22 protein-coding genes are annotated in these 25,246 nt (G+C 45.8%); 7 read left to right on the top strand and 15 right to left on the bottom strand.

The features are described from left to right. Positions 1–163: 163 nt before the first annotated feature. Positions 164–547, bottom strand: a complete 384-nt coding sequence (locus BC792_RS14430) for an SRPBCC domain-containing protein (RefSeq protein ID WP_148909717.1) — start codon at positions 545–547, stop codon at positions 164–166. Positions 548–609: 62 nt separating this feature from the next. On the opposite strand from BC792_RS14430, the gene BC792_RS14425 reads away from it, so the two are divergent. Then, positions 610–1,971, top strand: a complete 1,362-nt coding sequence (locus BC792_RS14425) for a methyltransferase RsmF C-terminal domain-like protein (RefSeq protein WP_148909716.1) — start codon at positions 610–612, stop codon at positions 1,969–1,971. Here BC792_RS14425 and coaBC read toward each other — a convergent pair. From coaBC to BC792_RS14410, 3 genes are read right to left on the bottom strand one after another with little or no spacing between them, the layout of a single operon-like run. Continuing rightward, positions 1,958–3,175, bottom strand: a complete 1,218-nt coding sequence (gene coaBC, locus BC792_RS14420; protein WP_148909715.1) for a bifunctional phosphopantothenoylcysteine decarboxylase/phosphopantothenate--cysteine ligase CoaBC — start codon at positions 3,173–3,175, stop codon at positions 1,958–1,960. The genes BC792_RS14425 and coaBC overlap by 14 nt on opposite strands. Before the next feature lie 9 nt (positions 3,176–3,184). Further along, positions 3,185–3,514, bottom strand: coding sequence for a DNA-directed RNA polymerase subunit omega (locus tag BC792_RS14415; protein WP_148909714.1), 330 nt, complete (start codon positions 3,512–3,514; stop codon positions 3,185–3,187). A 26-nt stretch (positions 3,515–3,540) separates the two neighbouring features. Continuing rightward, positions 3,541–4,461, bottom strand: a complete 921-nt coding sequence (locus tag BC792_RS14410) for an outer membrane protein assembly factor BamD (protein ID WP_148909713.1) — start codon at positions 4,459–4,461, stop codon at positions 3,541–3,543. A gap of 227 nt (positions 4,462–4,688) precedes the next feature. Between BC792_RS14410 and BC792_RS14405 the strand changes: the two genes are divergently transcribed. Both BC792_RS14405 and BC792_RS14400 read left to right on the top strand, forming a co-directional pair. Further along, positions 4,689–4,964 (top strand): NifU family protein, encoded by a 276-nt coding sequence (locus tag BC792_RS14405; RefSeq protein WP_148909712.1) that lies wholly within the window; start codon positions 4,689–4,691, stop codon positions 4,962–4,964. 51 nt (positions 4,965–5,015) lie between these two features. Next, positions 5,016–5,660, top strand: coding sequence for a peptidase associated/transthyretin-like domain-containing protein (locus tag BC792_RS14400; protein WP_148909711.1), 645 nt, complete (start codon positions 5,016–5,018; stop codon positions 5,658–5,660). 1 nt (position 5,661) lies between these two features. On the opposite strand, the gene BC792_RS14395 is transcribed toward BC792_RS14400, so the two are convergent. The 11 genes from BC792_RS14395 to polA all read right to left on the bottom strand — a co-directional run bounded on the left by BC792_RS14395 (position 5,662) and on the right by polA (position 19,425). Beyond that, complete coding sequence (locus BC792_RS14395) at positions 5,662–6,900, bottom strand: FtsX-like permease family protein (protein WP_148909710.1); 1,239 nt, start codon at positions 6,898–6,900, stop codon at positions 5,662–5,664. A 3-nt stretch (positions 6,901–6,903) separates the two neighbouring features. After that, a complete protein-coding gene (locus tag BC792_RS14390; RefSeq protein ID WP_148909709.1) occupies positions 6,904–7,545 on the bottom strand; it encodes an MBL fold metallo-hydrolase in 642 nt (213 codons plus the stop codon). A 75-nt stretch (positions 7,546–7,620) separates the two neighbouring features. Beyond that, positions 7,621–8,379: a shikimate dehydrogenase family protein gene (locus BC792_RS14385; RefSeq protein WP_148909708.1), complete on the bottom strand. Its 759-nt coding sequence runs from the start codon at positions 8,377–8,379 to the stop codon at positions 7,621–7,623. Then, a complete protein-coding gene (locus BC792_RS14380) occupies positions 8,376–9,791 on the bottom strand; it encodes a tetratricopeptide repeat protein (RefSeq protein WP_148909707.1) in 1,416 nt (471 codons plus the stop codon). Before BC792_RS14380 ends, BC792_RS14385 begins: the two co-directional genes overlap by 4 nt. A 199-nt stretch (positions 9,792–9,990) precedes the next feature. Next, the gene (locus tag BC792_RS14375; protein WP_148909706.1) at positions 9,991–11,385 is read right to left on the bottom strand and encodes an OmpA family protein; all 1,395 of its coding nucleotides are present in this window, start codon (positions 11,383–11,385) and stop codon (positions 9,991–9,993) included. A gap of 243 nt (positions 11,386–11,628) precedes the next feature. Continuing rightward, a complete protein-coding gene (locus tag BC792_RS14370; protein WP_148909723.1) occupies positions 11,629–12,639 on the bottom strand; it encodes an inorganic phosphate transporter in 1,011 nt (336 codons plus the stop codon). A gap of 32 nt (positions 12,640–12,671) precedes the next feature. Next, complete coding sequence (locus BC792_RS14365; RefSeq protein ID WP_148909705.1) at positions 12,672–13,319, bottom strand: DUF47 domain-containing protein; 648 nt, start codon at positions 13,317–13,319, stop codon at positions 12,672–12,674. A gap of 83 nt (positions 13,320–13,402) precedes the next feature. Continuing rightward, the gene (locus BC792_RS14360; protein ID WP_148909704.1) at positions 13,403–14,437 is read right to left on the bottom strand and encodes a sensor histidine kinase; all 1,035 of its coding nucleotides are present in this window, start codon (positions 14,435–14,437) and stop codon (positions 13,403–13,405) included. 185 nt (positions 14,438–14,622) lie between these two features. Beyond that, on the bottom strand, positions 14,623–15,276 hold the full coding sequence (locus tag BC792_RS14355) for a phosphatidylserine decarboxylase family protein (RefSeq protein WP_148909703.1): 654 nt from the start codon (positions 15,274–15,276) through the stop codon (positions 14,623–14,625). A 232-nt stretch (positions 15,277–15,508) separates the two neighbouring features. Continuing rightward, positions 15,509–16,624 carry a toxin-antitoxin system YwqK family antitoxin gene (locus tag BC792_RS14350; RefSeq protein ID WP_148909702.1) on the bottom strand — a complete coding sequence of 372 codons (1,116 nt, stop codon included), beginning with the start codon at positions 16,622–16,624 and terminating at the stop codon, positions 15,509–15,511. 2 nt (positions 16,625–16,626) lie between these two features. Beyond that, the gene (gene polA, locus BC792_RS14345; protein ID WP_148909701.1) at positions 16,627–19,425 is read right to left on the bottom strand and encodes a DNA polymerase I; all 2,799 of its coding nucleotides are present in this window, start codon (positions 19,423–19,425) and stop codon (positions 16,627–16,629) included. Positions 19,426–19,711: 286 nt separating this feature from the next. On the opposite strand from polA, the gene rsgA reads away from it, so the two are divergent. The 4 genes from rsgA to BC792_RS14325 all read left to right on the top strand — a co-directional run bounded on the left by rsgA (position 19,712) and on the right by BC792_RS14325 (position 25,185). Further along, on the top strand, positions 19,712–20,632 hold the full coding sequence (gene rsgA, locus BC792_RS14340) for a ribosome small subunit-dependent GTPase A (RefSeq protein ID WP_148909700.1): 921 nt from the start codon (positions 19,712–19,714) through the stop codon (positions 20,630–20,632). A gap of 237 nt (positions 20,633–20,869) precedes the next feature. Next, the gene (locus tag BC792_RS14335; RefSeq protein ID WP_148909699.1) at positions 20,870–22,663 is read left to right on the top strand and encodes an AsmA family protein; all 1,794 of its coding nucleotides are present in this window, start codon (positions 20,870–20,872) and stop codon (positions 22,661–22,663) included. A gap of 54 nt (positions 22,664–22,717) precedes the next feature. Next, positions 22,718–24,496, top strand: coding sequence for a TrkH family potassium uptake protein (locus BC792_RS14330; RefSeq protein ID WP_148909698.1), 1,779 nt, complete (start codon positions 22,718–22,720; stop codon positions 24,494–24,496). 2 nt (positions 24,497–24,498) lie between these two features. Continuing rightward, positions 24,499–25,185, top strand: coding sequence for a potassium channel family protein (locus BC792_RS14325; protein ID WP_148909697.1), 687 nt, complete (start codon positions 24,499–24,501; stop codon positions 25,183–25,185). Positions 25,186–25,246: the final 61 nt, after the last annotated feature.

Below are 25,246 nucleotides of genomic sequence, written 5' to 3'. Positions count from 1 at the left end.
CCGTAACAGGTGGGAGAGTAGGTCGGTGCCTAATTTTACAGGAAAGCCCCTTCAGGAAACTGCAAGGGGCTTTTTTATGTTAAGAGATGTGAGATAGGAGACATCAGATGTGGGACCCCTGTCTGATATTCCAATCCCACTACGTGATACTAGCTACTTATTACTATTCTTCTTCGTAAAACTCAATTAGCGACGCCATGTAGGTGTTATTCCATCCCTCTACAATGTCATCAAAGGCTTCATCGGGGATGTTGCTATGGTGGAGCTCGAAGGACGTCCCTTTTTTATGTTCATGGAGCTTAATTGTTACCAGTGAAGGATTCTCTTGGTCACCAAAATACCACTGTTGCACGATTTTGTTATACGGTTCCAGCGTTACAAAACGACCTTGGATAGCGTCGTCCCACATGGAGAATTCGCCCCCCTCTCTGGGATCGATCTTTACGAGGTCTCCTGTCCATAGGCGGATAGTAGTCTCTGTTGTTAGTGCTTTATATACGTCTTCTGGATCGGCAGGGACAATATAGTATTTTTTGAAATCTTTCATTTTGTCAGCATTTGTGTTTCGTGCTTATTGTGGTAAATTTACAGAGAAATAAACGATAAATAATGGGTAATTTTCTTCCAAATGATTTAGTGCAACGACTGAATGAAAGGGAGGGCTTTGATTCTGAAGCCTTCGCTGCTGTTCACGAGCAGGGTGACAAAGTTACGTCGATCCGCCTCAACCCGTTTAAACAAAAGGAGGTTCCTTTCTCCGGCGCGGATGCTGTTCCTTGGTGTGATCTGGGATATTATCTGCCCGGTCGGCCGAGTTTTACGTTGGATCCGCTGTATCATGCCGGCTGCTATTATGTGCAGGAGGCGTCTTCTATGTTTATTGCGCATGTTCTCGAGACCGTAGGCCTAAAGGACGCTGGAGCGAGGGCTCTCGATTTGTGTGCAGCTCCAGGAGGAAAATCTACGTTGTTAAACAGCTATCTAGGAGAGGGTAGCCTGCTTGTATCAAACGAGGTGATAAAATCAAGGGCCAATATACTTCTGGACAACTTGGGGCGTTGGGGATCTGCCAACGTTGTTGTAACCAACAACGATCCATCGTCTTTTAAAAGGCTGCCGGGATATTTTGACCTGCTGGTAGTAGATGCTCCATGTTCGGGGTCTGGGATGTTCCGGAAAGATAAACAGGCTATAGATGAGTGGTCGTTGGCGAACGTCAAGCTCTGCAGCGACCGGCAGAAGCGCATTTTAGCAGAATCTTTGGAAACATTAATTACTGACGGCTATCTTGTGTATTCAACCTGTTCATATTCTGAGGAAGAGAACGAAGATATATTGGACTGGTTGTTATCACAGTATGATTTCGAGTCTATTGAGATCCCTATTGAAGCGGCGTGGGGCATAGAAAGGACCACATCGCGCATCCATGGCGCTGTCGGCTACCGCTTTTATCCCCATCAGCTGCGCGGTGAGGGCTTCTTTATAGCGGTGCTGCGGAAACGGACTGATCAGCCTACGTTCTCAAGAAAGCGGCTTCGGCCTGAAAAGGCTACAGTACCTGTAAAAGAGTTGGAGAACTGGATTGAAGAACATACATCTTTTTCTTACTTCATGCACGCCGATGAGCTCTATATGTTCCCTAAAACTTATCTGGACGATCTGCAGTGGTTGAAACAGGTGCTCTACATCAAACGCGCGGGGACTAATATCGGAAAGTGGACCGGGCGGGAGTTCCTTCCTTCTCATGAGCTGGCCTGCAGCATACATGTGCATCAGCATATAGCCGCGCAGGATGTTAACCTAGAGGTTGCCCTGCAATACTTAAGAAAGGAAGCATTAGATCCGCAGGACTTCCAAGGTCGAGGCTGGTGTTTAGTAAGGTACAAGGCGGTGAATATTGGCTGGGTAAAAGTGCTTCCTAATCGGATAAACAACTACTATCCGAAAGAAGTGCGTATCATGAATTTGTAATGTCTTTCTGGTGGTCGATAATTATCTGACAGATATCGTCCGCAACAGCCTTTTTGCTTTTCAGCGCCAAGGACGTGATATTACCGGCCCGATCGATTATGGACACTTTGTTGGTGTCGACTCCGAACCCTGCCCCGGTGTCACGCATTGAGTTTAATACAATATAATCGAGGTTTTTACGTCTCAATTTATCTAAGGCATGCTCTAGTTCGTTGTCCGTCTCTAGAGCAAATCCAATAAGCGTTTGATGTTTAGCCTTCTCGTTACCTAGCGTAGCTAGTATATCGGTGGTTTTCTTCAGCTTAACCTCGAAGGTTGCCGTTTTCTTTTTGATTTTCTGTTGAGCCGTTTCTACGGGAGTATAGTCTGCTACTGCGGCGCTCATCACGATAATGTCGGAAGAGGGAAAATTGGTCTGGCATGCCCTCAGCATCTCGGCGGCAGACATGATGTCAATGCGTGTGACACCTGGAGGCGTTGCAAGCGAGGTAGGGCCGCTAACCAACGTCACAGCGGCGCCTAAGCGGTGCAGTGCGGCCGCAATGGCGAAGCCCATCTTTCCACTGGAATGGTTCCCTATAAAACGTACCGGATCGATAGCTTCATAGGTAGGGCCTGCTGATACGAGGGCCTTTTTTCCCTGTAAGGGGAGGGCCGGCTTTTCGAAGAAACGTTGAATATATAAGAAGATATCTTCTACTTCGGCAAGTCGTCCTTCTCCGACCAATCCGCTGGCCAGTTCGCCATGGGCAGGTTGGATCAAGAGATTGCCAAAAGAAATTAATCGATTTACGTTTTCTTGGGTTGCCGGATGTTTCCACATGTCGAGATCCATCGCGGGAGCAAACATAACCGGGCATCGGGCAGAAAGATAGGTTGCTAATAGGAGGTTGTCGCAGTTTCCATGAGCCATCTTACTCAAGGTATTCGCTGTGGCCGGCGCTATAAGCAAGAGATCTGCGTGTAAGCCTAACTCGACGTGATTATTCCAGTCTCCCGTATCTTTGTCGAAGTAGTCTGCAAGGACAGGATTTTTCGACAGCGTGGCGAGCGTTAGGGGTGTGACAAACTCCTTCGCGTCAGGCGTCATGATAATCTGAACGCGGCAGCCTGCTTTGACCAGAAGACGGACAAGGGACGCGATTTTATATGCGGCAATGCTGCCGCATATACCAATCACTATATTTTTGCCCTCGAGAGACATGCGCTATCTTTACTCCTGTTCTTTGGCAGGATTTCTGAAATACACTTTGTCGTTTAGATACTCGTCGACAGCGATAAGTGTTGCTTTAGGAAGACGCTCATAGTGTTTTGAAATTTCAATCTGCTCACGGTTTTCGAAAACCTCTTCCAGGTTGTCGTTGTTACTGGCAAACTCGGCCAGCTTTCCGTTGAGCTCCTCTTTAACATCTACGGCTATTTGGTTGGCACGTTTAGCGATAATCACGATAGACTCGTAAATGTTGCCGGTTCCCTTATCTAATTGTCTTAAATCTCTAGTTACTGTTGAACTGGGGACAGAAGTGTTTTTATTTTGACTCATCGTTAAATGTTATATAGATTTTTAATTTATTTTTTTGAAGCAGCTTCAGTTGCTGCTGCTTCCTCTTTGCTTATGCCTAGTTCACGCTGTTGTTCTTCCCGCATTTTATTAATCTCATTCATACGTTTTACAACATAAGCTATTTCCTTTTCGGCGCTCGCCCGCAGGTCGTCGGCCTCTCTTTTGAACTTGCTGTTGGGATAATGCTCTACGAATGACTGATAATAATCTATAGCCTCATTGTAGCGCGCCTCCTGCCTGTAAGGCATGCTGTTTTGCGCAAATAAGTACTGGGATTTAAGTATCAAAAATTCGATCTCTTCCGCGTATCTAGTGTCTGGGTATTCCCGAAGCATGCTTTCAAACGCAATGACTGCTGCACGATAATCGTCGGGCTGTCCCATGTCAAAGTATAATTTGGCGTTGGCATAGGCCTTTTGTTCAAGCTTGTCGCGCAGTTTTTGAATAAGCTCTCCGGCTTCTTTTGCTTTTTCTCCGTCTGGATATAGGTTGATAAACAGCTGAAGCTCGTCAATAGCTTTTCTGGTGTTTTCCTGATCCAGAGAAGGCCGGGGGGAATCCACATAGAAGCAATACGCCGACATAAAACGACACTCCTCTGCGCGCGGGCTATTCGGGTAAGTTGTTGCAAAATTTTTAAAATGATAACGGGCGGACGTGTAGTCGCGGAGACGGTAATTGGTATAAGCTGTATAATAATACAGGTCCTCCGCTTCTGCTTGTCCCCGGTATTTGGTCATCAGGTCATCAAAAAGGACCAGCGCCTTGGAATATTTTTTCTTTTCGTAATACTTAACCGCTTCCTGGTATTTCATGGCAATATTGTTGCTGGCGCGGAGTTTTTCAAACCTGCTCTTACAACCCGTTGCCATCAAGAACACCAATGCGCCGACCAACAATGAAACTAAGCGTCTATTTAAAAACATTTTACAAAGATACGTGAAAATCAGATAAGATTCAATTAAATTTTAGTGTTGCAAGATAGGCGATTTTCCAACGTAAACCTACTTATAAGGAGGGTTTTAACATTCTTTAACCCGCAGAATAGGAGTGATGTCAGTGTTATGTTGAATTATAGGTTATTGTTTTTATCTATCCGAATATTTTTCATAAATTGTCTATCTTTACATCAATAAATACGTTAGGAAAAGAAATGACATTACAAGAGCGAGTAGAACAAGCATTAGATACCATTCGTCCTTATTTGGAGACGGATGGCGGGAACGTCAGCGTGGAAGAGATTACTCCAGATAATGTAGTTAAACTGAAGTTGCTGGGAACATGCGCCAGTTGCTCTATGAGCATTATGACATTCAAAGCAGGTTTAGAGCAGGCGATCCGTAAAGCTGTACCAGAAATCACAGCTGTTGAGGCTATCAACTTAACGGACATGAATGATCCCAACGCTATTACCCCGGCACAGCTGTAGGGTTAACACAATTTAACAGCATTTTAGCTGAGGATTGCATAAATTTGGGTGATGGGTAGAGTTTCTTATTTATTTATTTTAATCTTCGTTTTTTACGGAGTTACGCTTTATGGACAGGAAAGAAAAATTATCCAGTTCAGCGGGCTTATCACGTCTGTTGGCGGCGAGCTTCCTGTGCCTTTCGTAACGGTAACGAACAAGAGTTATAATAATACGGCGTATGCGGCTGACAACGAAGGATTTTTTTCTTTTGTCGCCCACGTTGGAGACACCATCCGGTTTACATCCGTAGGTTTTGAACCGGTAGACTACGTCATCCCGCATACTGCATCCGATAAACTGACGGCCAAGATAAACATGAAAAGTCTCGTGATTGAATTGCCCGCCGTTATGCCCTTTCCGTGGGCCAGTATCGAAGAGTTTAATATGGCCTTTTTGGCCTTGGATGTAAGCGACGATGACGCTTCCCGCATTCGGAGAAACTTGTCTCCGGAGGCTCTGGCTGCCTTATCCCGCGTGGTTCCCCGTAGTGCTGAAGAGATTCAGACGTTCAACTCCATGCAGCGGCATATCAACATGACAAATAGAAACGTTAACCAACGCTTTGCCAACCCCCTGCTTAGTCCCTTTGCGTGGGGATCGTTTATTAATTCTATCGTGAAGGGCGATTACAGCAGAAAACGGCTTCAATACTAATTTAATCGGTGTACCGCACGGAACCATCCTTTATTTCGCGGACACTTAGCAGGGATGCAACGTAAGAAACGATCATCGCGACAACCATTACCGTAATAAATACGAAAAGAAAGTCCAACGCGCGGATATCTACCGGGTACACGTCCATTATGGCGTTCGCTCCCTCTCCGGTCCGTATAATACCATATTCTTGCTGTAATAAACAGAAGGCGAAACCCATACTTATGCCAACGATACCTCCGATAAACGCAATCATCACGCCCTCGTAGAAGAAAATCCGTTGAATTAGCCATTTGTTTGCTCCTAAGCTTTTTAATACTGCCATATCCTGTTTTTTGTCAATGACTAACATGGTTAAGGAGCCAATAATATTAAAGATGGCAATCATGCCGATCAGCGTAAGGATAAAGAAAACAATCCATTTTTCTGATCGGATGGTTTTATAAAGGAGGGGATTTTGCTGCTCCCGGTTTTTGACGATAAAGCTGTCTCCCAGATTATGTTGGATTTCCTCCTGGAGGTGGCTGGCCTGCGCCGAATCCTTGGTATATATCTCAATAGCGGAGATGTTATTGTATTCATTTAGTAAGTCCTTCGCAAAGTCCAGCGGTGTGATAACAAGGTTGTCGAAGCCCGGCTGATAGTGTAGGACGCCGCCAGGTGAAAGTTGCCGTACATTGATGTCGTCTAGCGGATTAGGACTCATTCCGGAGCTTCCTTTGCGTGGAGAAAAGAGACGGATAGCATTGTCGGGCCCCTCGAGGGGCACACGAAGGTTCGCCTGCACCTGAGCTCCTATCAGTGCGCGGGGGACGCTGTCGCGTAGGATGTCGAAGTCTCCGGCATATAACATGCTCCGATGGTCAACCTGGAGGAGGCTAGCCGGCTCTACGCCTTTTATTTGCGCTATAAACTGTTGTTGCTCATGCTGTATCAGCACCTTGTCTTCCAGAACTTCGGTATAGCTTTGAATATGCGGGTTGTGCCGGAGGTCTTCAAACACCTGCTGCTTCGGATCGAAGACTTTTCCAGTCGCAGGTTCGATACGTAGCTCGGGCGCGAAGGCACTGTATAACGACAGGATCAGGTTTTCCATCCCATTGTAAAAGGACAGAACAATCACGAGCGCTGCGCTGCTTACGAGTACCCCGACGACACTTATGACCGAAATGATATTGATCGCGTTTAGCGACTTTTTCGAAAACAGATAGCGCTTAGCAAAGTATAAGGGTAGTCTCATAAGTTAGCCCCGGATAAACGGATTAGTGTTTTTTTCGAATCCTATGGTCGTTGTGGGGCCGTGGCCTGGGTAAACGGTTGTGTTGTCTGGCAGTGTATATATTTTGCTCGCTATGTTGTCTAAAAGTTGCTGGTGATTTCCTCCCGGGAGGTCTGTCCTTCCGATGCTATTTCTAAAGAGCACGTCTCCGCCGATAAGGATGTTCTGTTGCGCCCCATAGAAACAAAGGTGGGCCGGTGAGTGCCCCGGAACGAGCAAGATCTGTAAAGTATCTGCTCCAATTTGGATAGTCTCTCCCTCCTGTAAAAAGGTTTCCGGTATGGGCGAGCTGTCGTACCGGATGCCGAACATCGGCGCACGGCTTTCGGCTGATACCAGCACAGGAACTTCTCCTTCGTGCATTTGGGGAATAAGTCCATATTGGTCATAGACGAAGCGGTTGCCTAGAACATGGTCGACGTGGCAGTGCGTATTGTATAATCCGACGGGTGTTAGCCCTTTTTCTTCGATATAGGATGTGAAAATACGCTCTTCTTGCGGATTCGACATCCCTGGGTCAAATATTGCGCAATCTCCTTTTTCGTTGTAGACGATGTAGGTATTTTCCTGAAAAGGATTAAAGGTGAACGTGTGTATATTAACCATACATCAAAAATAGAAATTATTCCTTTTAATACCGAGCACTCCTGCTTTAGGTATGCCGGTAAAGTCGAAGCGATATTAAAACGTACCGTTTGGCTCGTTCCAGATCTCCCAGTTTTTCTCAGCTTGCAGTGTCAGCATTTCGTACCCGTTTTTTGTAGTTGCTCCACGTGCTTTTCCTTCTTTCAGAAAAAGGGTCTCTTCGGGATTGTAGATGAGGTCATATAACAGGTGTTGGCTGGTAATCCCATCGTACGGAATTTCCGGCGACTCCTCAACCCGCGGAAATGTTCCTACGGGAGAGCAATTGATTAGAATCGGAAAAGCGGCAACAGTTTCTTTTGTCAGCTCTGTATATGTGAGATCGCCTTTGTCTTTACTGCGGCTCACGATCTTAAATGGAATCTTCAGTTGGTCGAGCGCATAATAGACGGCTTGGGCAGCCCCTCCGTTGCCCAGGACGAGGGCCTGTCTGTGTTCGGATTTTAGGAGCGGTCGGAGCGAATGTTCGAAGCCGAAGGCGTCTGTATTAAAGCCCTTGAGATAGGGTTTACCCTGATCTCTTCGCACCTGTATACAATTTACCGCTTGCATTTGCTCGGCTTCGGGAGACAATTCGTCCATATAAACAATGACCTCCCGCTTATAGGGGATAGTTACATTGAAGCCATAGAAATCGGGGTCGTTTTCATAGAGCTTTGGAAATTCGCTGATATGTTCGAGAGGATATAAATCGTAGTCGATATCTTTTATGCTTTCGTCTGCAAACTTGGCCAAATAATATTTCTTAGAGAACGAGTGTCCTAGTGGGTAGCCGATCAAGCCTAGCTTCTTCATGTGTTGTTATCGTTCGTATATTTCCGGATGATGTCGACAATAATTTTATTTCCTTGCAATTGGGGCAAATAATCAAAGAGGATGTAAAACTTCTCCGGGTTGGTCGCGAGACCTAGTTCCAAAAAATTGAGAGCCTCATTGTACTGCCCATTGGCGAAAAGATAGGCCACCACGCGGTAATACAATTCGGAGGCTTCGGGGTTTTGTTTAATGGCATCTGCCATGACATCGATTGCTTCTATGTACTTCCCCTGTTCAAAATAAATCGAAGAATAATCCAGCCAGGCCTCGATGTCAGTAGGGTTAAGTTCAACGACTTTGTTGTATGCGAACTCCGATTCTTCGAACTGGTTGAGTTTATACCTTGCATCGGCGATAGCAAACCAATAATCGGGGTTTGTGTCGTCAAGTTCCAGGGCTTTTTTATAAAAATGGAGCGACTCGAAATAGCGATCGTCGAAATCCAACGTAACGCCGATTCCAAACCATGCGTCGGCAAGCTTCGCGTCCAGTTTTACCGCTTTCCGGTAGTTTTCCCGGGCCTCCTCCATATGTTCCAATTTTTCGTAACATTCGCCTATGGCACAGTATACGTCCGCTGTAGGTTTCTCGTGTTCGAAGGTTTGCTTGTACACGTCAATAGCTTCAGTATATTTTTGAAGGTTCACCAGCACATTCCCTTTGTTGAAGTACGCCGGCACAAAGGATTCGTTGATGAGCATTGCATAATCGTAGGCGTCGATAGCCTCTTCGAAGCGCTCGAGCTTTTCGTATACAATACCGAGGTTGAACCAGGCAGCGTAAGAATACGGATCGTTGTCAATATACCCTTTATAGAATGGTATGCTTTCCTCCGGTCTTTCCAGTACGTCGTAGCAAAAAGCCAGGGCATGTAGAGCCTCATCGTTTTCCATGTTAGCTTCCAGCGACTTTTTAAGATATTGGATAGCCGTTTCGTAGTCACCCTTTAGCTGGTAAAGTTCAGAGATCTGTAGATATGCTTCTACGGTGTCTTCCCCGAGCTCCAGCGCTTGGAGGAAAAGATGTTCTGCTTGCTCGAGGTCGCCCTGTAGGAGAAAGATATTTCCTTTGAGAAGACACATTTCGCCGCTGCTGGGCTCAAGGATTGTGGCTTTGTCGAGCTCTTGGAGGGCTTTTTCGAGTTGATGGGTTCTTGCAAATAGCTGCGCCTTTTTCAAAAGAAAGGACGTTTCGTAGGGATGTTGGCTGGTGGCATAATCCGCTACTTGCAAAGCCTTTACGGGATCGTTTTTTTCACTGTAATATTCTATTATGCTTTCAAAAGCTTTGGCGTCAAAGAAGTATTGATCTTGGTTTCGGATCATTTCTTCGTATCGATCTACTGATAGCTTTTGTTCTTCGGGCGAACCAAATTCGAAATCTTCTTCCATATCACTCCTTTCTTTTAATTATAGAACGCTTGCAATCCCTACTACAGAAGAAATTTATAAAGAAAATGCGACTTCCGGTGATTTTGTTTTCCACATTTTCACATCGGGAGGTACAAAGGTAACATAAAATATTGATAATAAACAGAAAAGCCGACCCTAATACGGATCGGCTTTCTTTTATTTTAATTCTGTTACAGAATTATTTTTTGATTTCTACACGACGGTTTTGGATACGACCCTCTTCAGTAGCGTTAGAAGCAACTGGGTTAGCCTCACCATAACCGTTAGCAGTGATGTTAGAAGCAGGAACACCAGCGTTAACTAGGTATTGTTTTACTGCATTAGCACGGTCTTTAGATAAGTTCAAGTTGTAAGCTTCAGTACCTTCTGCAGAAGCATAACCATCTAAAGTTACAGTAGCGTTGTTGTCACGCAACTCTTTAGCTAATCTGTCTAATGTAGAGTAAGATTCAGTTTTCAATACTGAGCTATCGAACTCGAATTGGATTGGCGCGTAGTAAGCACCAGTAGTTGCGTTATTTTGAGCAACTGGCTCTGGGAATTTGATTGGACATCCTGAACCATCTACTGCAGTACCTGCAGGAGTTCCTGGACATTTGTCAAATTTATCAGATACACCGTCACCATCAGAATCTTTGCTCAATTGATCAACAGTACCTTCTAGTGTAGATACGCGTTGTTTCAAAGCTTCTACTTCATTACGTAGTGAAGGATCTTTCAATTCGTCGTACAATGTAGCAACTGGGTTAGTGAATGTTAAGTTCTCCTTGTCACGTGAACCAAGAGTGAACTCTAGACCACCATAAACGTTAGAGAATTTACCTTTGTAGTCAGTTCTAGCAGGACCGTACAACAAGTTGTCGTCTGTGAAGTTCATTGTGTAACCCAAGTTCAAGGCAACCACTTCAGACAATTTGAATTTAACACCTACACCAACTGGAACGAAAGCACCTAATTTATAGTCTCTGTCGCCAACTGCTTCACGGTCACCGAAGATTTCTTCACCCCATTGTCCTTTTCTGTTAAATACTTCTGTTCCTGTGAAGTCGTTGTTTGAGAATTGTACAGGGTTGCTGGCCATAACACCCAAACCTACTTTAGCGTAGAAGTTAACAGCGTTCTCTCTTCTTAAGAAATCGATAGTACCCAGTTGGAAAACACCATTTAAGCTAGCTGCCCAGTTTACATCTACTTCAGCAGAACGAGCTTGACCACCGTTAGCGTAAGTACGCTCTACAGCTGGACCAGATACATCATGGTTGTATGTTTTGATACGGCCACGGTTACCTTCTAATTCTAAACCGAATAGGTGAGAGAATTGCTTACGGATAGTCAAGCCATAGTACTCACCCACTTTGTTTTGGAAATAACCAACTTTTTGTCCAAAAGCGTTGGATCCACCAACAAGTACGTTAGGTGTAGTAATACCACCTTGTACACCGATAGACCAAGTTCTGTATTGTGATCTTCCACCAAATACAGTTGGAGTTTGTGCTTGAGCGCTTTCAGCGAAACCTAAAGCGGCTACTAAAGACGCTGCAACAGCTGTTTTTTTAATTGTAGAATAGTTCATACTCTTGTTTTTAAGGTTATTAAAAATTTTTAATTGTTTTCAATTTTCTATTTTAACATAACTTAACAATAACGATGCCAAAAATAACAGGTTCTTGAAAAAGCTTTATTAACGACCATTTTTGCTGTATGCCAACAAAAATGGTCGCGTAAAAGTATATATATTATTTAGAAACGCCAAATTTTTTGATTTTTTTTGGTCGAAATTCGATAAAAATCAGATGGATGTAGTTTAAATACTACATTATAGAATAAAATGGATTATCGCTAGGGTGATGCCTCCTAATACGGCGCTGACGGGGATGGTCAGAATCCATGCCCAAAGCAGGCTGATGGTTACCCCCCAACGTACGGCCGACACGCGTTTCACGACGCCGACTCCGATAATAGATCCCGTAATGGTATGCGTTGTCGAGGCGGGAATTCCGAAATGTTCCGTCACACCCAATGTAACCGCTCCGGCAGTTTCGGCCGCAACGCCCTCAAGGGGAGTAACCTTCGTAATCTTCGTTCCCATAGTTTTGACAATTTTCCATCCACCACTCATGGTACCGGCGGCGATAGCAATATAACAGGACAGCGGTACCCAGGCTGGCATCGCTTCAAAGTTGGGGATCACCTGCTCAGCGATCAGCGCTGTGGCAATAATACCCATCACCTTCTGTGCGTCGTTTCCTCCGTGTGCGAAGCTTAGTGCGGCCGACGATATCAGCTGACATATCTTGAACCATTTTTCAGCTACCGCAGGACGGGACCGCTTTGCGAGGTTCATAATAATTAGAGTGATGATCACCGATATAAGCATTCCCAGGATGGGAGCCAACACGATGAAAGAAACGGTCTTTAAAATAGCGCTCTGGTTTACCGCTAAGAACGGATTGACACCACTTATCCAGGCAAAGGCCATTCCTGAACCTGCGAACCCGCCGATCAGGGTGTGGGAAGAGCTGGAAGGGATACCGTAATACCAGGTAAATAAGTTCCAGGATATTGCAGCAACTAATCCTGCAAAAATAACCTCTAATGTAATATATTCTTCCAATACCGTCTTGGCGATGGTATTGGCCACTTTATGGTCCGTAAAATAAAAATAGGCGGCGAAGTTAAACAGCGCAGCCCAGACTACAGCCATAAAGGGGGTTAAGACTTTCGTTGAAACGATCGTTGCAATCGAATTGGCCGCATCATGGAAACCATTGATGTAGTCAAAAGCAATCGCAAGAACGATAACGACAATGAGTAACGTGGAAATCATCATAATGTTATGCTTTCTTAATGCTATTATCTTTAAGCATTCTTTACTAAAATACTTTCTAATACGTTAGCCACGTCTTCACATTTATCGGTAGCGTCTTCCATGGCCGAAAGCACTTCTTTATTTTTGATTAATGTGATGGCATCTTTTTCGTATTCGAAGAGTTCTGCGACGGCTTTGTCAAAGATGTAGTCGGCTTTGTTTTCCACGCTGTTTATGCGCACACAGGAATCGGTGATGTTGCGTATATTTTTGAGATCTTTCAGTTCGTTGATTGCTTTTGCCACATGTTCCGTTGCCTCGACAATTAGGTCGGTAATTTCTTTCATGGGCTGGCTTGGCGTATGTACCTTGTACAGTTCCATACGGTTAGATGCGCCATGAATGAAGTCGGCAACGTCGTCTAAGGAGCTTGCTAACGCGTGGATATCTTCCCTGTCGAATGGGGTGATAAAGTTTTTTCCAAGCTCTAAATGGATTTGGTGGGTTATGTTGTCTCCTTTATGCTCCAGATCTTCTAGTTTTTTGTTCAGCTCTGCGCGTTTCGTTAAATCGGTGGAATAAACTGTTTCCTGTAGCAGCTTAGCCATCTCGATAAGGTTAGCGCCTGCCTGTTCAAACAAAGGAAAGAACTTCTTGTCCTTCGGAACGAAATACTGAAAAATGCTATTTAAAGACATAGTGATTGAATTTGTGCAAAATTATGAATGAAATGTTAAGTTAATGTTAAGTTTATCGGTAGTGATGTAACGTGAATCTCATTTTAATGACCCTTTGCTTGCTCGAGCGTGAATCCAAAGGTTGTTCCGATGCCTTCCGTACTACGTACGTTAACGTTCTGTTCATGCGCTTCGATAATGTGCTTAACGATAGCCAGGCCAAGGCCGGACCCGCCGATCTCGCGGGATCTGCTTTTATCCGCCCGGTAAAACCGTTCAAACACGCGGGGAAGATTTTTTTCCTCAATGCCCAGCCCGTCGTCCGTTACTTCTACTAATATCTGGTCGAAGAGCGGGAAGATGGAGATGGTTGTCAGTCCACCTTTTTTTCCGTATTTTATGGAATTGTCTATGAGGTTGATCAGTACTTGTTGGATACGTTTTCTATCGCCCTTAACGAAAACAGCATGCTGGGACTTACCTTTATACCTTAGCTTGATGTTGTTGGTAGCTGCTTTTGATTCGAGGTCTTCTATACACTCCTTAATAAGGGCGACGATGTCAAACTTTTCGATAGACAGCGATATGATCCCTGTTTCCAATTTAGAGATTTCGTCCAGATCCTGAATCAGATAGCTGAGGCGGTCGAGGTTTCGCGAGGCTTTTTCCAGAAAGCTCTTTGCAATCTCCGGATCGTCGTCGATAAGTCCGTCCTGCAATGTCTCGATATATCCTTGGGTCGCGAATAAGGGCGTTTTGAACTCATGGGAGATATTGGACAGAAACTCTTTGCGGAACTGCGCCTGTTCCTTGAGTGTGTTGATTTCTGAGGCCTTCTGTTTTGCCCAGTCGCGTACCTCCCGCTCCGCATCAGCCACCGGATCGTCGGCGATATGCTCGCCGAGGGCATCTTTTAGATCCTTTCCCAGCTTCAGATTGTGGATCAATTTATAAACATTTCGGATTCTTTTGTAAATATACCGTTCAAACAGGTTTAGTAAAACGACGAAACTTAGGATGCCCGTGGCGACAAATATCAATAGGGCAACGCCGAGGCTCCCGCGGTGGAGATAGTCGGTTAAAGCGATGGAAAAACCGGTCGCCGCGGCAATGAGGAGAATAAAAACTCGGAAGTTCATATCTGTTTAATTCGTTGTTGTAAGGTCTTATGGCCCGCTTTTTATTTCAACGGCACGCCGGCGTCCCTTTCAGGGGGTGCGTTCGCTTTGAAGTGCATCGCGGAGCTTCTCCTGTCCGATAAGAGTGTCGTTTCCCTCTTATTCCGAAACCAGCGCATCTAAGGTACGGGTTTCGTGTTAACATATTAAAAACTTGCGATTACCGTTTTTCCTCCTACCACTTTGTCGCCGATATTGACATGTACCTGGGTTCCCACGGGAAGGAAAACGTCGACGCGGGATCCAAATTTTATGAAGCCAAATTCCTCGCCCTGTTTTACCTGATCTTTTTCCTTAAGATACCACACTATACGGCGAGCCATTGCCCCTGCTATCTGTCTGAAAAGCACCTCTGTCCCTGCCGAATTTTTAACCACCACGGTCGTGCGTTCATTGTCTGTGGACGACTTCGGGTGCCACGCAACCAAAAACTTCCCGGGGTGGTACTTGAAATAGGAAACCACGCCACTTATAGGGTTCCTGTTGACATGCACATTGATCGGAGACATAAAGATGGATATCTGCAGGCGCTTATCCTTAAAGTATTCGGTCTCTTCTGTCTCTTCAATGACGACAATTTTGCCATCCGCCGGACAAAGGACGGTGCCCTCGTCGGGAACGATCCGTTTAATCGGACTGCGGAAGAATTGGAGAATAGTAACGACCAGTAAGGCAGATAGTATATACAGAAACCACTTCAATGAGGCCGGAGCATCGTAGTAGTCTGCCAAAGCGTTGATGATGAAAACGAATAGGATAACGATGGCTAAACTGGTGTATCCTTCTTTATGGAATTTCATATGTACGTGTATTACTTAGCTTGTATTGTGTTCATCGGACTAAAATGATCTGCGGGCTCGACGCGGCGAACATGCATGTTTCACGACTTAATCTTTTGCAAACTTAGATAAATTTGCTTTTATAGACAATTAATAATCGCTGGTTGCCAACCGCCGGCCGCCTCCCCTGGCCCGGCGGCTCCTTCTGCCGGCTCCGGTCCGTCAGACGGCTCCTATATGAAGTCACTTCCTGCTACCGCTGTTTTTCTCTTTCGATCTGGATGCTGTGAAAGGTGAACGCGCCCACTTCGTTGGTGCTCAGCTTTCCGGAGACGGTCAGCGTGTCGGGAATAGGTTGTCCCTGTTCGTCGAGGGAGGGGAAGTAAAAAGGTATGTCCTTTATAACCATTTCCAGATATTTGTTGATGTCTTCCGTCTGTAACCTTTTGCTAAGCGTAATAATTTCCGGAACGCCTTCACTGTCTAGGGCTACCTTATAGGCAAACTCGTCGGCGATGTTTTTGTGGGAGGGACTAGCAGCGAACGCACTATTCAGTTTGTCCGACAGGTAGCTGTTGAATCCGCTGTAATCATCGAAGCTACAGGGCTTGGACATTAGCCGTTCCGCCGTAAAAAATGCCTGGGAGGGTATTATCGTTAGCGGGACCTTGTAGCCGGCATCGAGAAACAGATTGTATCCCTCCGTTAACATCCCGTTTTTATCGTACACTTCTTCTGTGAAAAGGACCTTCTTGTTCCTTTGGTCAACCAGATGCGTGGTCCAGTAACCTACGGGAACACCATTTCTGATTTTACCTTTACGTTCAAAAAAAGGATATCCGTATTCATTGTAGAACTCAAATGGCATTTTAAACATATAGTTACCTTCGCCGTCGGTTACCCGCTGACGTCCGATCCGATCCCAAAATGAGCTGATCCTCCCCCCGGTGGTATCATACGTCACAATCAGCATAGGCTTACCATCGGGATAATAATATTTCCATTCCCCCCTCGGGGTGTTATTGGAGAAGTCTGCCTCCCATTTTAAAGTACCGTTGGGGTGGTACGCTTTAAACTGGCCTTCTTTTACCCCTTGATTGTAGCTTCCGGTTAAGATCACCTTTCCGTTTCGGTCAAAATCGCGGAACTCGCCGTGGAACACGTTCTTGGCTACTACAAACTGTGATACGCGTTCGATCGATTTAAACGCACAATCTTTATCAACGAGAAAGTAGTGGTCGTCAAAATAGAAACGTACCAATCCTTGCGGAGCCTGTTCGAAGAGTGTGTCTCTCGTCGGGCTATCCACCTGTGCAGCAGCGAATATGCTAATGAATAAACTCAATAAAAGTATCCCTGTTTTTTTCATGCCTAGTGTGCTTCTAGCCAGTTTTTACCTTCACCTACCTCTACCTCAATCGGAACACGCAGTTCAATAGCGTTTTTCATGCGCTCCATGATGATCTTTGAAAACACCTCGACTTCCTGTCTGGGCACGTCAAAGACAAGCTCGTCATGCACCTGCATTATCATCTTTCCTTTCAAGTTGTTCACTTCAATATCCTTTTGGATATTGATCATTGCTATTTTGATCAGGTCGGCCGCTGAGCCCTGAATCGGAGCATTGATGGCGTTCCGCTCCGCAAATCCACGGACTGTCATGTTTGCGGAATTAATATCTCTTAGATAACGCCGACGTTTAAGGATCGTTTCGACATAGCCATGTTCTTTGGCAAATTCGACAGCTTTAGTCATATATTGCCGTATGCCGGTGTACTGAGCAAAATATTGCTCAATGATCGTGGCGGCTTCTTTACGGGGAATGCCTAAGCTTTGGGACAGCCCGAAGGCCGACTGCCCATAGATTATGCCGAAGTTGACGGCCTTTGCATTGCGGCGCTGGTCGGCACTGACCTCTTCCAGCGTGACACCATAGACGCGTGCCGCCGTTGCGCGGTGGATATCGTGTCCGGCCTGAAAAGCCTCCAGCATATTCTTGTCCTCGCTCAGCTCTGCAATTAAACGCAGTTCGATCTGGGAATAGTCTGCCGATAAAAGGACATGGTCGGGATTCCGTGGAATAAAAGCCTTCCGGACTTCACGCCCTTTTTCCGTGCGGATCGGAATGTTTTGCAAGTTGGGATTTGTCGAACTCAGCCGGCCCGTGGCCGCCACGGCTTGGTTATATGAGGTGTGGATCAATCCGGTTGTGTTGCTGATCAGTCCCGGAAGCGCGTCGACATACGTCGACTTGAGCTTCTGCAGCTGCCTAAAGTCAAGGATATCCTGTACAATATCCGACTTGTTGGCTAAAGCGAGAAGCACGTCTTCTCCGGTCTTATACTGTCCGGTCTTCGTTTTTTTTGCTTTTGGATCCAGTTGCAGTTTGTCGAAAAGCACTTCTCCCAGCTGCTTCGGCGAGGCAATGTTAAACTGCACGCCCGCTTTTTCGTAAATTGTAGCTTCGAGCCTTTTTATATCTTCTTCCAGCGACAGGGAAAATGCTTTTAATGTGTCGACATCTATTTTGACGCCGTTTTTCTCGATTTCCGCCAAGACGTAAATCAACGGAAATTCAACTTGCTGAGCGAGTTCGAGGGTGTGTGTATCTATTAGCAGCGGCTTAAAAATTTCGTGTAGCTGCCAGGTAATATCTGCGTCTTCGGCGGCATATTCTTTGACAAGTTCGACCGCAACATCACGCATATTGGATTGGTTTTTACCTTTGGGACCGATCAGTTCCGTGATCGATACAGGCGTATATCCGAGGTAGTTCTCAGCTAAAATATCCATGTTATGCCTCGTGTCCGGATCAATCAGGTAATGGGCAATCATGGTATCAAACAGCGGGCCCTGTACACGGGTGCCATATTTTGAAAGCAAAAGAATATCGTATTTCAGGTTCTGGCCGACCTTTTCGATGTTCGGGTTTTCGAACACGGGCTTAAAAATGTTGACAATAGCCTGTGCTTCCATAGCATCAGCGGGAGCAGGGATGTAGTACGCCACCCCTTTTTCGTATGCAAAAGATATTCCGACAAGCTCCGCCGACAGCGCGTCCAAAGATGTCGTTTCGGTGTCGAAGCAGAAACTTGTTAATTTGCCTAATCTGGCGGCCAGCTCCTGCTGGGCGTCGGGTGTGTCTACCAAGTGGTACGTGTGTGGCGTATTATGTATATTCCGGCTGGGCACCACGGGCTCTTCTTTTTCTACCGCCGGCGCTGTATTTTCCACCATATTAGCCGCGAATAGGTCCATCTGTCCGCCCCCACCTCTACTGGCTACCTCTACCGTGTTAAAATCGTCGCCAAACACCCGTCTTCCAAGTGTCCTAAATTCGAGCTCGGCAAAAAGGGGTTCCAGTAATTCGCGGTTCGGTTCTTCCACTTCAAGGGCCTTTTCATTCAGATCAATAGGTACATCCAATTGAATGGTAGCTAACTTCTTCGAGATAAGGCCCTGCGCAGCATAGTTCTCCACGTTTTCCCTTAGCTTTCCTTTCAGTTGGTAGCTGTTTTCGATGATTCCCTCTACAGAACCAAATTCCTGTATAAGTTTTTTCGCCGTTTTTTCGCCAATTCCGGGGATACCCGGAATATTGTCGACAGCATCCCCCCAGAGGCCGAGAATATCGATAACCTGTGACACATCTGTGATTTCCCACTTTTCTAAAATTTCGGACACGCCAAGCGTTTCTGCGCCGTTCCCCATACGGGCGGGCTTATAAATAAAGATGCGCTCGGAGACCAGTTGTCCGAAATCTTTATCGGGAGTCATACAATAGACCGTGAAACCTTGTTGTTCGGCTCTTTTTGCGAGCGTACCGATAATGTCGTCAGCTTCGTATCCATCTTTGGTTATGATCGGAATATTAAAGCCTTCTATTAACCGGTGGATGAATGGTATCGACTTCGCCAGATCTTCAGGCATCTTTTCGCGATGTGCTTTATAGGCTTCGAATTCGATATGACGGTTCGTTGGAGCATCCGTGTCAAATACGACGGCGATATGTGTGGGCTGCTGATTTTTCAAGATTTCCAACAAGGTGTTGGTAAACCCCATGATGGCACCTGTATTGAGGCCATAGGAGGTTAAACGAGGCACTTTACTGAGGGCGAAGTAGGCTCTGTAAATCAGTGCCATACCGTCTAGAAGAAATAATTTTTTCACCGATGTCATGTTTAATCGTTCTCTACAAAGGTAGGCAAAATAAGAAGCAAAAGATGTACGCAGGAGGGCCAAATGTCGAAATTGTTGGCCGCGGAGACCGACGGCTAACATGCAATACGCCCCTGTCAGGCTGGCGCTGTCCATTAGCCGGAATTGTTTGATCGCGTATCCTTCGACGGAGCCCGCCGCCTCCAAAAAAAGCGCTTATTATTGATAATATCTGATTTAATTTGCGATTTTTGTGGAATGAGATGTTCGATATTTCTGGAAAACCATCGATTTTGATATGCGCGGGCTTGTAACTAAATCCACTGGAAGCTGGTACCTTGTAGAAGGAGAGGACGGCAAGCGTGTAGAATGCCGTATTAAAGGAAAGTTCCGGACCAAAGGTATAAAGACCACGAATCCTGTAGCTGTCGGCGACTGGGTCGTGTTTGAGTTAGAGCCCGATCAGACGAGCGGTATTATTACGGCGCTGGAACCCAGAAGGAACTACATCATTCGAAAATCGGTTAACTTATCCAAACAGACACAGATCATCGGCGCAAACCTCGATCAGGCAATACTTGTGGTCACGTTGGCTTCTCCGCCTACATCGTTGGGATTTATCGATAGGTTTCTGGTGACGGCGGAGGCATACGACATTCCGGCAATTTTAGTATTTAACAAACTGGATCTCTTTTCCGAGGAAGGACTGGATATCCTGGCGGAATACACCCAATTGTACGAGAAGATCGGATACCCTTGTTATGCTGTGTCGGCGCAACAGGGCACGAATGTCGATCTGGTAAAAGACCTTCTCCAGGGCAAAACGACTCTTGTTTCCGGGCACTCCGGAGTAGGGAAGTCTACCTTGATCAATATGTTAGAGCCCTCGGCAGCTTTAAAGACGGGAGAAATATCCGATTGGTCTGATAAGGGCAAGCATACGACCACGTTCGCTGAGATGATCAACCTCTCGTTTGGCGGGAAGCTAATCGATACACCCGGAATTCGGGAGTTAGGTGTCGTTGATATTGAGAAAGGCGAGCTGTCTCATTTTTTTCCGGAGATGCGTCTACGGATGAACCAATGCCGGTTTCACAATTGCCGCCACATCAATGAGCCGGGCTGCGTAATTATCCAGGCTGTTGAAGACGGCGAGATCGAGGCGTCGCGTTATGAAAGCTACCTGAGCATCTATCACAATCAGGATACCCGAAGCTAAACTCTTTAACACCAAAAAACAGAATCGCTCGATGTTTGTTTAGAGAAAAGGAACGGGCGGACGGGAGTGTCCGGTTCTCTTTTTTCAGAAAGTGTTTATTTTAACGTTTATCTTTCATGCAATGGATATCCGCTTGGGCCACCGGGGGAGTGGGGGTGGATCATCTGTAGTTGACGGACAAGCATATTTATAGTTAAGGAGTTAGTAAGCTAATCGCGCCACATAGACAGCCAATATATGAAGCCAATTTGGAAATGGGTCATCGGTATTTTTCTATCGATCGTCGTTGCCCTTGGGGGTATTTTATGGTATTTTTCCCGGAACTGGAGACCGCTTGTAGAAGATAAGTTAGCAGCGGTCGTGAAGAACTCCTCTGATAGCCTGTACCGGCTAACTTATGATGACATGGATTTGAATCTGGCGTTGGGCAATGTCACGCTGACAAATGTTAAGCTTGTCCCCGATTCCGTGATCTACCAGCAGATGGAGACAGCCCAAAAGGCTCCCGATAATCGGTATGACATACGCCTGAAATCGCTAAAGATCAAACGATTCGGTATATTAGACGTATTGAGAAGTAGAAAGCTCAATATAAGATCTATTAGCTTCGACTCTCCCGATATCCACGTTATACATAAATACCATAGTTACAATGATACGCTGGCGCGGCCCCCTCGAAAGACGTTGTACGAAAGTTTCAAGGATGTGCTCACTTCCGTGAACGTCCAAGATATACAAGTGGATGACGTTTCCTTTAAATATACCAAAATCGACCAAGGGAAGTCGTCGGATGTGTCCCTGAAAAATATCCAGATCCGGGTGCACGACGTGCTGATCGATGAGACGTCGTTGGCCGATACCACACGTTTTTATTATACAAAGCTGGTTGAGGTGGCCGTCCCTGGCTTTACATACGAGTTTTCCGACGGTTTCTACATGGCGAAATTCGACGAATTAAAGATTAACACGCGCGATCAGAATATCCTTTTGACTAACGTACACTACAAGCCGGTCATGGACCGAACAGCATATTTTAAGAAGAGAGGTAAAAATGTGACGATGACCACGCTGCACTTCGATACATTACGTGCGGAAAAGCTGGATTTTCAGAAGCTTGTCGAAAACCAGCAGGTGATTGCCGAGAAGGTGCAGATAAAAGATGGTTCTGTCCATCTGTTCGGAGATAAGCGTTTTCCCAAGACTCCCGTTAATCAGATTGGCCAAGCGCCGCACCAGAAGCTTATGCGTGTTAAAAGTCTGGTGCGTTTAGACACGGTGATAGTCGAAAATATAGATGTTGTTTATGGGGAAATGAGCGGTAAATTCCACCGGGAGGGCACGATCACTTTCGACCAAGCGTCAGGACGCCTGACCAACGTGACGAACGATTCGTCCGCCCTAAAAACCGACAAGTATCTTCGGGCCGATCTTCGGGCAAAGATAATGAATCGTGGCAATCTGCACGCGAAATTTGCTTTCGACATGCTGAGTAAAAACGGTGCGCACTCGTATAGTGGCAGCGTAGGGCCTATGGGGGCTCCTGCCTTTAACAAGGTCTTATACCCGCTTTTAAATGTGCAGGTGGCTTCTGGCAACATCCGCGGTGTCCGTTTTCATATTGAGGGTACGGATCACCGAAGCTGGGGCGATTTCCGTTTCGACTACAATAACCTCAAGATAGACTTGCTTGACGATCAGGGGCAGAAGAAATCTAAGCGTGCGTTGTCCTTTTTGGTTAACCAGCTAATTATTAATGACAGCAATCCCGATGCGAACGAGAAGTATCATGTTGGTAAAGTTAATCACCGACGTGTACCGGAACATACGTTTTTTAAAAACCTATGGGAAAGCCTGCTGGACGGAATCAAGCAGACTGCCGGCATCAGTAAGGAAAGGGAAGCACAACTGATGGGGACTGCAGCGAAGGCCAAGAATACCCTGGAAGAAACGGAGAACACCGTTAAAAAGACAAAAAGCTTCATTAAAAAGCTCTTTAAGAAGGATGAGGAGGAGAGTGGCGTAGAAAAGTGATGATAAACGCTGTATTACGGACCGCTTCTAAAATTATCCTTAAGTTTGTAGAGCATGGAAGCGGTTATCAGTTTTTTTAGAATTTTATTTAAGTATAGAACGAAGTTGGTAGACCAGATCATGTTCTATCTGAGCATGATCTGCGCATTGGCGGTAGTCGTGCATATCGGTTATATTACGGATAAAGAAGTAGCAGAGATTTCGGAACGGATTGTTATCGGGGCGTTTTATCTGCTCTTCGTGATAGAAGGGCTCCGGACGGTTGCTGGCATCCTTACTCAACGGAAAGTCAACGTGGCCCATATTTCGGGCTTGGTGCTTATAGGATATTTTGTCGTCATCGGCTTGTCGCGTTTAAGTGCGGATGCTTACTTTTCGAAAGCGGAATGGATTTATCTGGGGATAGCTATTGTGTTCTTCTCGGAACTTTCCAGAAACAGTCTATTCTTTGATAATTTTTATTTCAATCCGACGATCCTGTTCGTCATCAGTTTTATCGCACTGATTTTATTGGGGACGCTTTTACTGATGTTGCCGCGCACGACCTTGGTAGCTCCTCTGAGCTTTGTGGATGCTCTGTTTATGGCGACGAGCGCGGTATGCATCACCGGATTGACCGTTACGGATATATCGACGAACTTTTCTGTTTTTGGGCAGGCTGTCATCATGATTCTCGTACAGCTGGGAGGGCTCGGGATCATGACATTTACCGGTTTTTTTGGCTATTTTTTTTCAGGCGGGTTTTCCTACAAAAACCAGTTGATGTTCGGCGAAATTTTAGGCGAGAACAAGCTTAACTCAGTAATTTCCACCTTGCTCACGGTCATTTTTATCACGCTGTTTTTTGAAATGATCGGCGGCGTTTTTATTTTCCTTTCGTTAGAAGCTGCCCATTTCGACTCCGTTGCCGACAGGGCTTTCTTCGCGGCTTTTCACGCGATATCGTCGTTCTGTAATTCTGGTTTTTCTATCCTGCAGGATGGAATACAGCATGAAGCGTATCGCTTTAACTACGCCTTTCAGCTGTGTGTAGCAGGAATCTTCGTTTTAGGGGGACTAGGCTTCGGTACGGTATATAATTTCTATACTTTTCTGAAACAGAAGGCGAAATGGATCGTGTACGAGTTTATCCTCCGTCGAAGATATGTTCATCATCCGCGATCGTTTACCTTTAATACCCGTTTTATATTATTATGTAATGCGGTAGTCATTATACTGGCTACGGGATCGTATTTTTTGCTGGAACAGCGGCACACATTGACTAAAGATTCGTCGATCTTTGGCGAATGGGTGACATCCTTTTTTATGGCGAACTCATCCCGTTCAGCAGGCTTCAATAGTGTCGACATGGGGTTTTTGGCGAGCCCTACTTTAATTATGGTCGTCACGCTGATGTGGATTGGTGCGTCGCCGGGCTCAACGGGCGGAGGGGTAAAAGTGACTACCGTGGCGCTCGCGATACTGAATATTTTCGCGCTGGCCCGCGGAAAGGAGTCTATAGAGATTTTTCGAAGACGTATCGCCGCCGAATCGGTCAACAAGGCGTTTGCCATTATTTTGTTGTCGGTGATTACCATAACATTCAGCTTTGTATTGCTGAACTTTGCAGACCCCGACAAACAGATGAAAGATCTCCTGTTTGAGACGGTCTCGGCGTATACCACCTGCGGCCTGAGCCTCGGCGTGACGCCCTCGCTGTCTTCTACCGGAAAGATGATCATCGCCTGTACGATGTTTGTCGGTCGGGTAGGAACATTGACTTTACTTGTTGCTTTTATTAAGAACACGAGGAATAAAAGCTATATTTATCCCACAGAGAAGATTTTGTTTTAAAGATGAAGTATATCGTTTTGGGACTCGGGCATTTTGGAAAATCACTTGCTGTCCACCTGACTGAGCTGGGGCATGAGGTGATCGCGGCCGACAAAGACCTCAATATCGTAGAACAGCTAAAAGATCGCATCACGCATACGGTGTGTATGGATACCACCGACCGCGAGGCTATGATGTCGCTTCCGTTGAAGGACAGTGATGCGGTGATCGTCGCCATCGGAGAAGATGAAGGCGCATCGCTGCTGACCACAGCGCTGCTTAAACAGTTGCAGGTGAAACGTATCATTGGCCGCGTTGTCTCTGACCTGCAGAAGACCGTGCTACAGGCTATGCAGATTGACGAGTACATCATGCCCGAGGAGGAAGCGGCAGAGCGCTTGGCGATGCGTCTGGACAATATCGACATCATCGACTCATTTAAGGTATCTGACCGTTATAGTATAGTGGAAACGCGCGTGCCAGCTAAATATGTCGGTATGTCGTTGAAAGAGGCAAATTTAACCAATAGATACAGGGTGATCATATTGACCACTGTTAAGTCTACGGAAAGAAACGTAAACGGAAAAACCGTGCTACATAAGGAGGCGTCGGGAATTGCCAGCTCTGATACGCTGTTACAGGCAGACGACCTGCTGGTCGTGTTCGGCGAATTGGGAGATATCAAAAAGCTTATTCAGAAAGCTAATTAAAAAGACGCGCTCCGTGCCATTTCGGAGTGAACTCCTGAAAGGCGTGCTGGAGAGTTACGAG

It is taken from the genome of Sphingobacterium allocomposti (genome assembly GCF_008124885.1).
Classification (GTDB): Bacteria; Bacteroidota; Bacteroidia; order Sphingobacteriales; family Sphingobacteriaceae; genus Sphingobacterium; species Sphingobacterium allocomposti.
This window is presented reverse-complemented; position numbering and strand designations above follow the sequence as displayed.